15 protein-coding genes are annotated in these 14,052 nt (G+C 54.9%); all 15 read right to left on the minus strand.

Annotated elements, in window-relative coordinates; all coding sequences use genetic code 11:
* Positions 1–10: 10 nt before the first annotated feature.
* The 15 genes from DFP98_RS27090 to DFP98_RS27155 all read right to left on the minus strand — a co-directional run bounded on the left by DFP98_RS27090 (position 11) and on the right by DFP98_RS27155 (position 13,911).
* Entirely contained in the window at positions 11–601 is a 591-nt protein-coding gene (locus DFP98_RS27090) for a hypothetical protein (RefSeq protein ID WP_116063764.1), read from the minus strand.
* Positions 602–1,115: 514 nt separating this feature from the next.
* Positions 1,116–1,256 carry a hypothetical protein gene (locus DFP98_RS39535; RefSeq protein WP_220377176.1) on the minus strand — a complete coding sequence of 47 codons (141 nt, stop codon included), beginning with the start codon at positions 1,254–1,256 and terminating at the stop codon, positions 1,116–1,118.
* 239 nt (positions 1,257–1,495) lie between these two features.
* Positions 1,496–2,596: a toxic anion resistance protein gene (locus DFP98_RS27095; protein WP_116063765.1), complete on the minus strand. Its 1,101-nt coding sequence runs from the start codon at positions 2,594–2,596 to the stop codon at positions 1,496–1,498.
* Positions 2,597–2,684: 88 nt separating this feature from the next.
* A complete protein-coding gene (locus tag DFP98_RS27100; RefSeq protein WP_116063766.1) occupies positions 2,685–3,380 on the minus strand; it encodes a hypothetical protein in 696 nt (231 codons plus the stop codon).
* 205 nt (positions 3,381–3,585) lie between these two features.
* Entirely contained in the window at positions 3,586–4,614 is a 1,029-nt protein-coding gene (locus DFP98_RS27105) for an ATP-grasp domain-containing protein (RefSeq protein ID WP_116063767.1), read from the minus strand.
* The gene (locus tag DFP98_RS27110; protein ID WP_116063768.1) at positions 4,611–5,423 is read right to left on the minus strand and encodes an HAD family hydrolase; all 813 of its coding nucleotides are present in this window, start codon (positions 5,421–5,423) and stop codon (positions 4,611–4,613) included. The genes DFP98_RS27105 and DFP98_RS27110 overlap by 4 nt, the downstream gene beginning before the upstream one ends.
* Positions 5,420–6,565, minus strand: coding sequence for a cysteine protease StiP family protein (locus tag DFP98_RS27115; RefSeq protein ID WP_116063769.1), 1,146 nt, complete (start codon positions 6,563–6,565; stop codon positions 5,420–5,422). Before DFP98_RS27115 ends, DFP98_RS27110 begins: the two co-directional genes overlap by 4 nt.
* The gene (locus DFP98_RS27120) at positions 6,562–7,977 is read right to left on the minus strand and encodes a phosphoribosyltransferase family protein (protein ID WP_246016780.1); all 1,416 of its coding nucleotides are present in this window, start codon (positions 7,975–7,977) and stop codon (positions 6,562–6,564) included. Before DFP98_RS27120 ends, DFP98_RS27115 begins: the two co-directional genes overlap by 4 nt.
* Positions 7,916–9,124 carry an HpcH/HpaI aldolase/citrate lyase family protein gene (locus tag DFP98_RS27125; RefSeq protein WP_116063770.1) on the minus strand — a complete coding sequence of 403 codons (1,209 nt, stop codon included), beginning with the start codon at positions 9,122–9,124 and terminating at the stop codon, positions 7,916–7,918. Before DFP98_RS27125 ends, DFP98_RS27120 begins: the two co-directional genes overlap by 62 nt.
* A 127-nt stretch (positions 9,125–9,251) precedes the next feature.
* On the minus strand, positions 9,252–10,052 hold the full coding sequence (locus tag DFP98_RS27130; protein WP_116063771.1) for a TerC family protein: 801 nt from the start codon (positions 10,050–10,052) through the stop codon (positions 9,252–9,254).
* Between the two features lie 94 nt (positions 10,053–10,146).
* Positions 10,147–11,430 (minus strand): TerD family protein, encoded by a 1,284-nt coding sequence (locus tag DFP98_RS27135; RefSeq protein ID WP_116063772.1) that lies wholly within the window; start codon positions 11,428–11,430, stop codon positions 10,147–10,149.
* A gap of 25 nt (positions 11,431–11,455) precedes the next feature.
* The gene (locus DFP98_RS27140) at positions 11,456–12,037 is read right to left on the minus strand and encodes a TerD family protein (RefSeq protein ID WP_116063773.1); all 582 of its coding nucleotides are present in this window, start codon (positions 12,035–12,037) and stop codon (positions 11,456–11,458) included.
* 13 nt (positions 12,038–12,050) lie between these two features.
* Positions 12,051–12,629: a TerD family protein gene (locus tag DFP98_RS27145; protein ID WP_116063774.1), complete on the minus strand. Its 579-nt coding sequence runs from the start codon at positions 12,627–12,629 to the stop codon at positions 12,051–12,053.
* 80 nt (positions 12,630–12,709) lie between these two features.
* A complete protein-coding gene (locus DFP98_RS27150; protein ID WP_116063775.1) occupies positions 12,710–13,285 on the minus strand; it encodes a TerD family protein in 576 nt (191 codons plus the stop codon).
* Between the two features lie 41 nt (positions 13,286–13,326).
* A complete protein-coding gene (locus DFP98_RS27155; RefSeq protein ID WP_116063776.1) occupies positions 13,327–13,911 on the minus strand; it encodes a TerD family protein in 585 nt (194 codons plus the stop codon).
* Positions 13,912–14,052 lie beyond the last annotated feature (141 nt).

The following is a 14,052-nucleotide window of genomic DNA, read 5'->3' on the forward strand; positions in this document are numbered from 1 at the left end:
TAAATATAAGTTAAAATCGACGTCCGCGCGAGAAGTCGTCGCCAAAGCCGTCGCTGTCTCTTTTACTCGTCAGCTCGCCCAGCCTGCCGAACGCTTCTTTGTAGATCCGCGTAATCTCCTGTACTTTATCGAACTCTTCGTCGCCGGGCCCCAGATTTTGATAAAACATTTTTTGCAGCACGGTCTGATAGATCTGTAGACGCTCCTCAACCCGCCGCTGTTCCTGGTCGATAATTTCCGTCAACGAATGCTGCTGCACCCAACGATCGATCTCGTCCCCCACACCTTGCTCCGCTCCTCGATCCCGTTCGACTCGTTCCGAGGGAATCCGCTCGAAGCGATCGTTCGAAACGTCGACAGAGGTCCGCAACTGCGAGAGCAAAATGCGCTGCTTCGCCAGCATTACCTGAAAAACTTTGTTGCCGAGCAAATCGGCGACGACCAGTCGGCACATCTCCGGGTTCCCTAGCAAGGTGGCGTCGTAAGGATGCAAAATCCACTGCTCGTCCCTGTAAAATAAGTTAAACTCGAACCAAGCTCCTCCGTAATTGAAGCGAAGGTTAATCGTGGAGGAATCCAAAATTTCAAAGGTAAAATCCAAGAGCGCGACTCCTCCTTCTCCTATCTGATCTCTCTCAATTAATAATAAACGGAATAGTCAGGCAATACCAGTCTTACCTCTTAAGAGTCGTAGGATAGAGATTCGGAGTGCGCGGAGATTCCCTAATTTCATAGCTGCCGAACAAAGCGGATTTTCCGCATTATTTTCGAATACCGGATCGATTCGACGAGATTAGAGCGGGTTTCCCGCTTTATTTTTCAAAAAATTCACTTTTCCCGATTTTAAAACGGACAATCCGCTCTATTTCCCTCAAAATGGTCTGTTGACCGCATTTAAGGCGGATTTTCCGCTTTAGCACCTGTTCGCCCAACTGACTCGTCCACGTGGCAATTGGATCTGCAATCTCAGTTGACGCTTTCTTGACAAGTGACAAGGCAGTCTGGCAGTAACAGACTTGTCCATTAAGCAGCAAGGCCGGCAGACCGACCCAAATAGGGCGGCCAACCGGCCTTGCCTGTATATTCGGCCTGCATGCGCATGCCGTTCGGCTCCGTTATTCCTCCATCGTCTCGACGACGGCTTCCGTCTTCTCGCTGCTGGCCGCCACGATCAGAAACACGATCACAAATCCGATCAGCACGTTCATCAGCATGCCGCTCATCCTCTCTGTGAGTCGAAGGCTCTCGTTACTCACAGTCTATCCGCCGCAGAGCAGGAATATGATGGCAGACAAGTTGTCATAGGAAAAATCTATTTAGCGAACAGCTTTTATAGTGTGACTTAATAAAAATGAGGCTGTCCCATAAGCACCCCAAGTTGCCCTGAAAGATAATCGATGAACAAGAGCAAAGGGGCATGTATCTCCCTTCTTTGTCTAACGATTATCTCAAGCCACTCAGCTTATGGGACAGCCCCATTAATTACTAGCCTTCTTTAGTCCATCAAGCTGCCGACAGGCTGCTCCTGGAGCATCGCTTGCGGCGCCGCCGAGCTTGAGCCCGACTGCAGGCCGAGTCGTTGGCCCATCTGCTTGTTGATTTCCTGCAGACGACTCGTCTGCTCCGTAGCGGAAGCGATGATCGTCCGGTTGGACTCCTCGCACCGGTTGATCGCCGAAGTCAGATCGTTCATCGCCTGATTAATCTGTTCCATCGACATCGCCGATTTTGTCATCGCCTGCGTCGTCTTCTGCGTCGTCTCGTTGAGCATGCGGGCATTCTCCGCAAATTGCTTGCCGAGCATGTCGTTCGTCGCGTTGACCGCATCGATGACCTTCATCTGGTCTTCCAGCGCCGTCGCGATCATGGCGGACACGGTAATCAGATGCTGCGTCTTGTCGATCGTTGCGTCGACGGAATCGATCAGCTTGTCGTTGTTGTCGTTAATGATATCCGCGCCGGCAATCGCCTGCTGGTACAGCATAATCATCTCGGTGAGCGCTTGAATTCTCGTAACGACCTTGCGCAAGCCTTTTTCGAGCTGCGGTTTTCTGCTCTCGTTCTCGGGCTTGGCCATTTCCTGTTCGAACAACACCTTAAGCTGATTGCCCAACTCAATGCGCTGCTGCACATTGTACATTTCCTGGAGACACATCTGCTTCAGGTTGCGCATGTGCACGACGTTCTCCTCCAGGGTATCCTTGCCGTTGCGCAGAGCCGAAATAATCGCCTGAACGTTCGTCCGCACCGATTGATACTTCATGATGTAGTTTTTCATCGGCGTCTTGCGAAGGATGCGTTGGAAAACGGACAGATCCTTCGACCGGTTCAGATCGTCTACCTCATTGCGAAGCTTCATAATGTTCCCGGCAATCTCCGAGCGCTTGCCGCTGAGCAGATCGTTAAGAGGGCGCTCCAGCAGCGTCAGGTTGGCTCCGGCTTTCTCCATCGTCTTCTGGCCCATGCGGCCGACTTCGTCCATCAAGGAATCGAGCTGGCCGGCATCCGCAGCCGAAATGCGCTGGATCGTCGATTGCGCTTCCTGCTGAACTCTTACGGCGTCCGAATCTTTAAGCAAAATAGCTTGCGTACTCATGCATAAGTCCTCCCATCGAATATTGAGGTCGTTCAAAGTTTCCGATTATAAGCGCGAAGCTAAAACCGGACGATTTGAACTCGCTATACTAGTTACCGGCGCCGTAGCGCTGATGAATAAGCTCGGCCTTGTTCTTCAGCTCCATCAAATCCTTCTGCTCGATGAAGCTTGTGTAGGTCGTAATCTGGTTGTCGATGTCCCGAAGGCTGTTGAGCAGCAGTCTGCGATTCTGTCGCTTCGCTTCACCGCTCAAATGCAGGAAAGGCGTGATCGCCCCGTTCAGGTCCTTAAGCACGAGCCGCTGAATTTTGTGGTTGATGTCCCCATTGTTGAAGGCGACCAATTGCGGAATGACGCGGTTCAACCGGACAAGAAGGGACAATGTGCGCTGCACGATCTCGTTGTCGAGATTGTCCTTCTTCCCTTCGAGCAGCACCATGTCCTCGATCGTGCCGATATACTCGAGAATCGAGTCCCACTCCGGCCCAAGCCCCGATGCTTTCGGTTCGGGCTCCGGCTGCTTGGCTGGGATGCCGCCGATATCGAACGCCCGAGGCGGCGGAATCTGCTGACTCTGCTGCGCGCTCGCGGCTGCCGCATTCGCCGCATCCCGCTCCGCAGCCAGCCTGGCTATTTTGAGTTCGGAGTTGCGAATGACCGAAGCCAGCATCGTTCCCGCAATCGGAAACAAAAGAGCGATCGCGTCATAAACGAAAAAAGTCGAGATGTATCCTCCCGCATAACCGAGAATAATGAACGCTAATCCCCATTTCGAACGAAGCAAGGCGTTACCTCCTGTCTATCCAACCGAATCCGACTGGCGCAAACGGTTAACCTTGACTTTAGTTTATGGTTTTCGGCAGCGCTCGTCAATTTTTAATGCTATATAAGTTTAACCAGCCCAGAAAATGCCTATTGCATTCCGAAAGGGATGGTTTTGCCGGCTTCAGTCAGGTTGTTTTGAGTTGTTTTGGGTTGCTTGTTCAGCTTTATACCGGTTTCATGAGGACGGGAAGCTCAAGATAGCTGGCTCGAATGCCGAACTGCGGAACGGGCGGCTCGAAAGGTTGTCCGAGAATCGCCTTCACCGCCAAATACGGCATGTTCACTCCGCTCAAGCAAGTAATGTACAGACCGCCCGACATGCGCGGATTGATCTCCAACAGCTTAGGCACGCCGTTGTTGTATTTGACCTGAATATTGTAGACGAACGGGATGCGGCAGCGCGCCGCGACCCGCGAAGCGATCTCGAGCAGCTCCGGCTTGTCTTCCAGCAGGTAGATTCGCCCCGACGATTTGCGGCGCGGAATAGCGGCAAGCAGATTTCCGTCCGCATCCGCAAGACAGTCGATGCTGACCTCCTCGTCCGGCAGCAGCTCCATCACCATCAGCCGCGGAAACCGTTCCACGGACGACAGCGTCCCGTACGCCTCCTCGAACGAAATCGCCGCGCTTACCCAGCCGTACAGGTCGTTCAGCTTGTCCTGCTCGCTTCGCTCGTTGTCGATGATTCGGAAGCCCATGCCGCCTTCCGCATTCGTCGGCTTGAAGCATACGCGATGGCCGCGCGCCGCAAGCTTCTCGTACGCAGCCTTGAACTGCTCCGCCGTCTCGGCGATCTCGTATTCCGGAAGCGGCACGACGCCGGAGCCGGCCAGGCTCTCGTAGAAACGATCCTTCTCCATCAGGCATTCCAGCAGCGGGATGTCGCGGCAGACCATCACCTTTGTTCCGATTTCGTCGAAGCGGCGAGCCTCCTTCGCGATTTCCAGCATTTTCAGCCGCGGGATAAAAACGCCGATTTCATTGCGGCGACAGAAGTCCAGCGCGTACTCGACGTACTCCTCGCCATGCAGCACCGGCTCCTGCTCCGAGTAATCGCACGCTTGCAGAGCAAGATGTCCCGGGTCCGGATGCGTGCCGTAGAAGGTAAAGCGCTGGCCGTCCGGATTGTCGCGGATCATGTTAATGTAGTGATACGCCGAAGAGAACCAGCGATTAAAATAAATGTTCGTCATCCCGCCACCTCCGTCTTGTTGCAAGCCGCAGCGGCGTTCAATATTTCTTCCGCCGCCATAATTCCCGAGCGGCGCGAGAAGCGGATCGCTCCGTCATTTCCGCTGCCGTAACTGCGGAACAGCTCGCCGTGCCCCGGAGCCATCGCTTCGTCCGCCATCCGCAGCATGCTTTCGTCCAGCAGGCTGTCGCCGGCCGCGAATACGAACGATGCGCCTGTCAGTTCCTTCACGTAACGTACAGCCGCGCCCTTGCTTACCGGATCGGGCACCAGATACACCTTGCGCCCCTGCAGCGAGCAATTCCAGCCCATGCCGGACAGCTCGCTCGCCAGCTCGTCCATCCAGCCGTGCGGAATGCGATCCCTCTCTACGACAACGGCGTGGAACAGCTCATCGCAATATCGCTCCTTGAGCACCCAGCTCGCATCCGCGAGACGGCGGAACAGCGCCATAGCCTCGTCGCCCGAAGCCGCTCCGGCACGTACGGCTTCCCGGATCAGACCGTCCCATTGCTCGTCCGTCCGGCCGTCGATCAACACCCGGCCCCCGTTGCTTACGATCGCGTAACGGATGGAGATGCCATCGGCCAGTCCGTGTATTCTCGCATATTGCTCATAGATTCTCGTCGTCGTCGGCACGAAATCGATCTCCCGGCTCAGCTCCCGAAGCCGCATATAGGCGGTGCGGGTCATATAGCTTAGATCCTCGCCCTCGTATTTCTCGACGGGAACAAGCTCGCTCTCCTCGACAGGTCCCATCGAACGGCGAGAGTAGATCAACGTCTGATCCAAATCGCAGGCGAAAATCATTCGGATTCCCCCTTGAGCGGCTTAATGATTCCGCAGCAGGAATAAGTCAGCTCGGGATATTCCTCGACAGGGACGCCGCGATCCGCCGCCAGCAGCAAAATCGGAGCGAGATTAGGGTTGCTCTTATCGTCCACAAGAATTTTCCACGGCACTCTGCGCAGCAGTACGCGGGTCGTTTCCCCCACTCCTGGCTTCACCAGATTGACGTCGGCGATGCCATAGTCCCGCTGAATGGCGCGAATGTCCTGTTCCCCTTGCCAAGTAACAGGGTCCTCGCCGTCGGAGAGAAGCTGTTCAGCCTTAGCCTTGGCCGCTTCCCGAACGGCCTCGGATTGCGCTTCGATCGTATCTACGTATTCGTTGGACAAGTCGTCCTCCGCCAGCTCGCGGTAAAACTTCGCCCCGTGATAATCGTCCGGCCCGATCAGATCGTCGCGCAGCACGGTTCGGCTGACGAGCCCCGACACCGTCGAGTTCAGGCAGGCGCTCGGAATCAGGAAGTCCTCCCGCGTGCCGTACGTTGCAGAGCAGCAGCCCGGATCGGCCAACACGGCGAGATCGTCGTTCAATCGAACGCCGTAGCGATCGTAGAAGCTTCCGCAGGCCTCGATCAACACTTTGCGAATGGCGCCCTTGCCCGTCCAGCCGTCGACGAACTGGATGTTGCCGTCCGGATGGCGGCGCAGCATATATTTCAGCGCGTTCTCGTCGATTCCTTTGCCCCTAATAATAGAGATGCTGTAATGGGGAACGTCCAGTCCATGGAACGTCTGCAAGTAGCGCTTGATCAGCACCCCGATCGGCGTTCCGGCCCGCGCCAGCGAAGCCAGCACGACGGACTTGCCGCGTCTCGCGACGATCTGCTCCGACACGACGGCGACCGCCTCCGCCACCTTGTTCGCGGTCGCAAGCAGCGTCTCGCGGTATAGCTGTATATAGTCGTCCGACGGCCGATATTCGATCGGCAGCATCTCGGAATAATGCGTCCCGGATTGGATCGCTTCCTCCCGGTCCTCCGTGCCGCGCTCCAGCTCGACATTGCTTAAATCCTTCAATAAAAATACGACGTCCTCCGGCTTGTAGCTGCCAATAGAGGACGGCTGGGCGAGATTGCCTTCGTATATGGACAGAAGCTGGTTCATTCCCCGTCCCTCCGATCGTCTGATGCGCCGAACGTAACCAAGTGAACGACGGGCACGCCAAGCAGGGACAAAGCCCGTTCGAACGATGCGCCTCGCGCCGGATCGTACTGTCGTTCGACAAAGACGAACGCTTCGTCGTATTGGCCCGGTTCGACGTTGTAAATAAAATTAGCGACTTCCTCTCCGTCCGGCGAATCGTAACGATAAGCGGATGTCACCGCATAACCGTCTCTGCGCAGCGGATGAATCGGGCTTCTTGTCGTCGATTGGGCATACACCCCGTCTCCCATTCTTTCGGCGATTCTCATCGGAACGTACATAAATTCTCCAGTTCCGAGACAAAGCGCGCGGCTTCCCGTTCTGTGCGCGGCCAACAGTCCCGCAGCCTCGACGACGGCTCGGTCGAGCGCTTCCCCGTCGGCTACGCTAATGCCGAATCTACCGGTATGCAGCAGGTAAGAATGAAGCTGAGGCGATCGCCCCGCTTCCTCCGACGACTGTCCCGCATGCTCGAACATCTCGGATAAATCGTGCCGAAGCAGGTGGAAATCCTCCTGCGGCTCGGGCGCCCCTTGGCCTCGCGCCGCCTCTTCAAGCGGATTGCCGTTCACCTTGATCGATCCTTCGATCAGCGCCAAACAACGGATGCGGATGTCCAGCTCGCGCTCCAGCTCCGCGTAGCGATCGCGATCCGCATCGGAACGCCAATCTAGCAGGCTGGCAACGGCGAAGTCGCGATGGCCGTAAGCCTCGTGCAGCTCGCGGATGATGTTCAGCGACGTCTTGCCGGTCGTCATCTCGTCGTCGACAAGCACGACGCGGGCCGCATTGCGGAAGACGGACGAATCGCGCACATAGCAACGATGAGCGACCGCGTGCGAATGCTCCTCCTCGAACCGGATCGGCGGGACAAGCCCTTCGATCTCCTCGCGCGTCGTATGTACGAACGAAACGCTGCCCGTGAAGGCGTCGAACATGCTGTGTCCGAGCGCGGTCGCCGTCTCTGCGAAGCCGATGAACAGCGTCGGCTCGTCGATGCGGATTTTGTCCGCCATCAGCTTGCGATAACCTTCTTCCGCCTCTCTTCTACCCGCGAACATGCCGCGCAGCCGTTCCGCTGCCAGTGCGGAAGGACGCTTTAGCACTTCCTCCTCGTAGAGGCAGCCAAGCATCGCGCCGGCTCCCAACGACAGTGCGGGAATGACCGGAATATGCTTGCCCAGCACCTTGCTTACGAATAGAAAACCGCGCTTCTTGTTAATGCGCGCGGCCATTCCGAACAATTGGTCAAGCTCAAGCCCGTACGGATTGGCCGAGACTGTGACTTCGACTTCCAACCCATCGATAATGCTATACAAGCGCTCCTGCCGGCTCGTGATCGACGAGCAGGCTGGTGAAGTTATGTTTTTCATGCAACACCCCAAAAATCTTTGATCGGTTCATAATCCGGTTGGACCAGTTCAAATGCGGCTTGATCTCGTTCATCTTGTTGGCGTATTGGCTCTTCATCACGCCGTAATCGCCTTGACTGTTCGCGATAATGCTCGCCGCATCGCAATATTCCTCATGAGTAACGACGTACATCGCTTGTACCGGCTGAAGGTGCGTCGGATGAATAATCGTTTTGCCAATAATGCCGTTCTCCTTGTCGTACGCCACCTCGCGAATAAGTCCGTCCACAGATCTGTCCAGATAAGACATGCGCAGCTTCAGTCCGTCCTTGCCCATCGCCTCTTGGAACGGAGTCATTCGCAGTTGAGGCTTAAGCACGCGATCGCTTCGGAAATACTCCCATACCGGTCCGGAAATCACGAAGCCGTCCTCCTGCCGTCCGAACATATTGATAATATCCGTCACGCAATCGCGAATGACGCCGATATCGTAGATCGTCATGTCGGGATTGCGCCGCAATCCGAAAATGCTGGAGAAGTCGGTCGCTCCGATTCTCACATTTAGCACGTAGGGCTGATATCGCTTCAGCAATGCTTGGATGTCGAGCAGCACGGGCACCCGGCTTTCCCGGTAAATCACTTCCGCCGTCTCCATAATCGGCATGCCGTACAGCGTCGGCGCATTCGGCCCCGCGCTGCGGTTATGCTCCTCCAGCATGCGGAAATAGGCTTCTCCCGTGTCGGCTGCGAACTTCGGAAAGGCAAAACCCGTCAACAAATGCAGACGTCCCTCAAGCCGGCTCAGCAGACGCTGCAGCTGCTCCGCGGAGCGAACCCGAACAAAGATCAGCGGAAGCGCGGACGGCTTAAGCTCGCCTTCGATCATATACCAATACAGCCTGTCCAACGTCTCATACAGATTTTTCTCGGCCGAGTCGACTTGGCTGTCCGCCACCGCATCCTCCAAATCGATGACCAGAGACACAAGTCCCGCAATTTTCTTATTTACGATGTCTTCCGCGATCCGGGAACGAGTCGCCGGCATATACAACGCGGCCCCTACCGCATAAGCCAAAGTTTCCCTGTCGTTACGATTGCTGAATTCCCCCGGAGAATAAAGAAATACATCTTTCTCCTGCTCCGGGGACAGATAGTCGAAATAACGCAAGGGACTCACCTCCTCCAAACCTCTAAATCTCTATACCTTCAAAATACTTCCAAATCCATCCTTAAAAAATATCCCCCACGCTCACATGAGGGATATTTCCAAGAAACTGCGACTGCAATCGGTTCAATTAGGACTTGGCGGAAGATTTGGATGCTTCGGCTTTTTTCCTCATGGAACTGAAAATCATCGTACCGACGAAAATTGCGATCAATATGGAGAAGAACACAGCATGCGATACATGGAAGCCGAACGCTCCGGCGATCATCTTCGCTCCGATGACGACAATCAGGATAAATGCCGCTTTTTCCAGCTCCGGGAACTTCTCGATCAGTCTCAAGAACACTTGGGCAACTCCGCGCATCATCAGTACGCCGAGAATACCGCCCAGGAACAGTACCCATACTTCTTCGCTGACTCCGAAAGCGGCCAGAACGCTGTCGATACTGAAGGCGATATCCATCATTTCGACGGCCAGCACCGTACGCCAGAAGCCCATTCCTTTGTTCTCTACTTCGTTCTCTTCCTCGGCGGCTTTCTTGCCGATGTACGGAATCAGCGGAACTCCGCCTACGCGAGCCATCTTGAACTCCAGATCGAACAAATTGCTTAGCGCAATCCAGAGCAAGTATAGACCTCCGGCGACCTTGATCCAGGTAATCTTGACGAGATAGGTCCCGATTCCGATCGCCAGGAAGCGAAAGACGTACGCGCCGATAATTCCGTAGAACAGCGCCTTCTTCTGCTGCTCTTTAGGAAGATGGCGAACCATAACTGCGAGCACGAGCGCATTGTCCGCGGACAACAAGCCCTCGAGAACGATCAGCGTGCCGATAATTCCCCATGTCGATGGCATCGACAATACCTCGCCGATATGCTGCCAATCGAAAAAGCTCGCGAAGTTGTCAATAAAGCTTTGCAAAAAATCCATGATGGCCCTCCTGCCGGTGTCTAACTCCGTTACTGATGAGCTGCGACGAAATGATGTCGCACTTCATTACGTCGCAGTCTCGCAAATCGATCGATTACTTGCTTCCTCTTGTCCAGCGCAATCCCCAATCGTACGCGACGTCCAGCTTCTGCTGATCGTCGAAAAACTGCACGAGCCGCTCGACGCTGAACGTCTGGTCGTTAACGTTGCGAATCATCGCGATCGCGCACAAGCCCTTGTTGCTGCCGTACTCGTCCATACGCACGACGATATCCGGACCGCCTGGATACTTGACGGTCACGACGCCGTCCGCCTGCGACCAGTTCGCCACGCCCGAATAAATAAAGGCGAAAATGACGATTCGTTTAATGTCTGCGACTTTGGCTCCGTTGATTCGCAGATTTTCCCCGCCTTCAAGCGCGCCAGTCCGATCGTCTCCGTCAAGCGCCACGTAAGGCGGTCGCTGGAAATCTCCGAAGGCGTTGCCTAACGCTTGGACGCCGCCCTTCGTGCCGTCCTTTAATTCGAAGAGACAGCCCAAATCGAGGTCGATTCCGGATGCCGCTTTGAAGAAGCCTCCGCCGGTTTTCTTGCGGTTCCAGTTGAGATTAACCAGAATTTCGCCCAGCGAACCCGCTTTCTTCTCCAGGTTGATGACGTCGCCCTTCTTCTTCAGCTCGATCTTGTCCAGTCTGACCGGCGAGACCGGCGGAGGAGACGAAGGGGGAGAAGCTTGTCCAACCGGCGGCTTGGCCGGTTCGACTTTCGGCGGCGCGGGCGGAACCGGCGGCGGAGAGGCCGCAGGCGGTTCTTCGCGAACGACGATGCCGAAGCTGCCGCATAGTGAGGCCAATCCGCCCGAATATCCGGAGCCGACGGCATTAAATTTCCATTCGCCGTTATATCTATATAATTCTCCCACGACGATTGCCGTTTCGACGGGAAATTGATTGCCAAGCTCATATCGGAGCAGCTCGTTGCCCGTCGTTTCATCGATGATCCGCAAATAAGCGTCCTTGACGAGGGAGAAATTTTGCCTGCGGGCGTCTCCTTCATAGATCGTCAGGGTGAACGGAATCCGTTCCAATTCCTGCGGAACGCTGCGCAGATCGATACTTACCTGCTCCTGGTCCGTCTGGGACCCGTAGCTCTTCTTCTCCTGTCCGACAATGCGGATTGCGCCGCCTGCTCCCGTCGGATTCGAGTAAAAGATCAAATCGTTGTCCGAACGCACCTTGCCGTTTGCCTGCAATACAAAAACCGAGAAGTCCAAATCTACGCCGGCGCTGGCACCCCAGCCCATTCCGACGACGACCCGCGAAATCGACGTGTTCTTAGTAATGTCCGCTTTCTGGCCTTTAATGATCTTAAGAGACATGCGCTGCGAATCCTCCGTTAGGTAATTACTTGGCGTCCAAGCCGTAGTTGTTGGCGAGAGCGGCCAAGCCTCCGGAGAAGCCCGATCCGACCGCCTGGAATTTCCAATCCGCGCCATGACGATACAGCTCGCATACGACAACCGCCGTTTCGACCGAGAAATCCTCCCCCAGATCGTAACGCAGAATTTCGCTTCCCGTCTGCTCGTCCACCAGCCGTACGAATGCATTCGAAACCTGGCCGAAATTTTGATGACGACGCTCGGCTTCGTGGATCGTTACGGTAATGCCGATACGATGAACATGTTCCGGTATTTTGGTAAAGTCCAGCTTGATCTGCTCGTCGTCGCCTTCGCCCTGGCCGTCGCGGTTGTCCCCCGTGTGAAGGACGGCTCCGCCGTATGCGGACAGGTTATTGTAGAAAACGAAATCCTCGATGCCGTTCGCCTTGCCATTGGCATGAAGCAAGAACGCCGAAGCGTCCAGGTCGAAGTCGTCTCCGCCAGTATATTTGTTCGTATCCCAGCCCAGTCCGATAATCGCATTCTTGAGACCCGGGTTTGTCTTCGTCAGATCGATTCTTTGTCCTTTGGATAAGCTGATGGTCATCTTGGAATCCCTCCTATACTTGTACTCCGAAATCCCGGCACAAGCCGGCCAGCCCGTCGCGATACCCGCTTCCTACCGCGCTGAATTTCCACTCTGCGCCATGACGATACAATTCGGCTACGACAACCGCCGTCTCGATCGAGAAATCCTCGCCTAGGTCATAACGGATCAGTTCCTCGCCGGTTGCTTCGTTAGCTACGCGAGCATACGAATTGGCTACCTGACCGAAGTTCTGATTGCGCGCCGCCGCGTCATGGATCGTAATGCAGAAGGCGACCTTCTGGACTTCAGCCGGTACCTGCCCGAGATCGATCACGACCGATTCGTCGTCCCCGTCGCCTTCGCCGGTTTGATTGTCGCCCGACAATTGGATGGAGCCGTTCGAATTGTTCTTATTGTTGTAGAAAATAAAATCGTTATCCGAATTCACTTTGCCGGAGTCGTTCAGACAAAAAGCCGTAGCGTCGAGATCGAACGCACTGCCTCCGTCATACTTGTTCGTATCCCAGCCCAATCCGATTTTGACCTTGGTCAAGCCCGGGTTCGTTTTCGTCAAGTCGACTTTCTGGCCTTTGGACAAATTAACCGCCATTGCCGTTATTCCTCCTCTTTAATTGGAAAGGGACCGCGATCCGATTGAACAGCGGTCCCCGTTAACCGGGTACTACAGTGTTACATCAAGCCGAAATCTTTAACCAGGCCGGCCAGTCCGTCCTGATAGCCGCTGCCGACCGCGTTGAATTTCCATTCGCCGCTGTGACGATACAACTCGCCTACGACAACCGCCGTCTCGACCGAGAAGTCTTCGCCCAGATCGTAACGGATCAGCTCCGCTCCCGTATCTTCGTTCACGATGCGAACGAACGCGTTCGTGACTTGTCCGAAGTTCTGGCCGCGCTCGGCCGCTTCGTGGATCGTGATGCAGAAGGAGATTTTCTCCACTTCCGGCGGAACGGTAGCCAGATTGACTTTCACTTGCTCGTCGTCGCCGTCGCCTTCGCCCGTCAGGTTGTCGCCCGTGTGCTCAACAGCTCCGTTCGTGCTCTTCAGGTTGTTATAGAAGATGAAATCCTTATCGGAGGCTGCTTTGCCCGCACCGTTCAGCAGAAACGCGGAAGCGTCGAGGTCAAAATCCTTGCCGCCGTCGTATTTGTTCGTATCCCAACCGAGACCGATTAGAACTTTCGTAAGACCCGGGTTCGTTTTCGTCAAATCGATTTTTTGACCTTTGGATAAGCTGATAGACATGTGCAATTCCCTCTTTTCTTGGATTTTAAATTTTGGATTTATTATTGATACTCTCTTGCCAGCAAATCGACATGCGCGGCGAAAGAGCCCTCGCCGATGGCGTTGAACTTCCATTCTCCACTGTGGCGGTAGATCTCCCCGACGATCAGAGCCGTCTTGCCTGCGTAGTTGTCGGTCAGGTTGAACCGGATGAGTTCCTGATTGCTCGCCTGATTAAGCACGCGAATGTAAGCGGAGGAAATCATACCGAAATCCTGCTTGCGGTTGACGGCATCGTAGATATTCACGACAAACAGAACTTTGTGAACGTGAGCGGGAACGCGCGCAAGATCGACGGAAATCTGTTCGTCGTCGCCGTCGCCTTCTCCCGTCAGATTGTCGCCGGAGTGAACGACCGAGCCGTCAAGACTTTTCAAGTTGTAGAAGCATACGAGATGCTTGTCCCGAAGCTTGCCGTTCTCGTCGAGCAGCAGTGCGGAAGCGTCGCAGTCGACGTCCACTTTCTTGGTGCCGAAGAAGCCTTTCTTCTCGATCGGATCCCACCCGAGACCAACGGTGATTTTACTTAGCCCGGCGTTCCCTTTCGTGAGATCCACTTTCTGTCCTTTTACAAGCGAAATCGTCATGCCCAGCAGAATCTCCCTTCCATCTCTTTTCGGCTAATACAGTGGCGGGCGGGATTCTATGAATCTCTCATCCCTCAACTACCTACTTTTACGATGAACCGACAAAAAGGTTTCAACCTAGTCAATTATAAACGAAAATAT

The organism is Cohnella phaseoli, from assembly GCF_003386235.1.
Taxonomy (GTDB): domain Bacteria; phylum Bacillota; class Bacilli; order Paenibacillales; family Paenibacillaceae; genus Cohnella; species Cohnella phaseoli.

Bases quoted from the DNA above. Each gene is read 5' to 3' on its own strand.
- DFP98_RS27115 (WP_116063769.1), bottom strand. From the start codon at position 6,565: ATGAACCAGCTTCTGTCCATATACGAAGGCAATCTCGCCCAGCCGTCC.
- DFP98_RS27095 (WP_116063765.1), bottom strand. From the start codon at position 2,596: ATGAGTACGCAAGCTATTTTGCTTAAAGATTCGGACGCCGTAAGAGTT.
- DFP98_RS27140 (WP_116063773.1), bottom strand. From the start codon at position 12,037: ATGACCATCAGCTTATCCAAAGGACAAAGAATCGATCTGACGAAGACA.
- DFP98_RS27150 (WP_116063775.1), bottom strand. From the start codon at position 13,285: ATGTCTATCAGCTTATCCAAAGGTCAAAAAATCGATTTGACGAAAACG.
- DFP98_RS27145 (WP_116063774.1), bottom strand. From the start codon at position 12,629: ATGGCGGTTAATTTGTCCAAAGGCCAGAAAGTCGACTTGACGAAAACG.
- DFP98_RS27110 (WP_116063768.1), bottom strand. From the start codon at position 5,423: ATGATTTTCGCCTGCGATTTGGATCAGACGTTGATCTACTCTCGCCGT.
- DFP98_RS27130 (WP_116063771.1), bottom strand. From the start codon at position 10,052: ATGGATTTTTTGCAAAGCTTTATTGACAACTTCGCGAGCTTTTTCGAT.
- DFP98_RS27135 (WP_116063772.1), bottom strand. From the start codon at position 11,430: ATGTCTCTTAAGATCATTAAAGGCCAGAAAGCGGACATTACTAAGAAC.
- DFP98_RS27105 (WP_116063767.1), bottom strand. From the start codon at position 4,614: ATGACGAACATTTATTTTAATCGCTGGTTCTCTTCGGCGTATCACTAC.
- DFP98_RS27155 (WP_116063776.1), bottom strand. From the start codon at position 13,911: ATGACGATTTCGCTTGTAAAAGGACAGAAAGTGGATCTCACGAAAGGG.
- DFP98_RS27120 (WP_246016780.1), bottom strand. From the start codon at position 7,977: ATGAAAAACATAACTTCACCAGCCTGCTCGTCGATCACGAGCCGGCAG.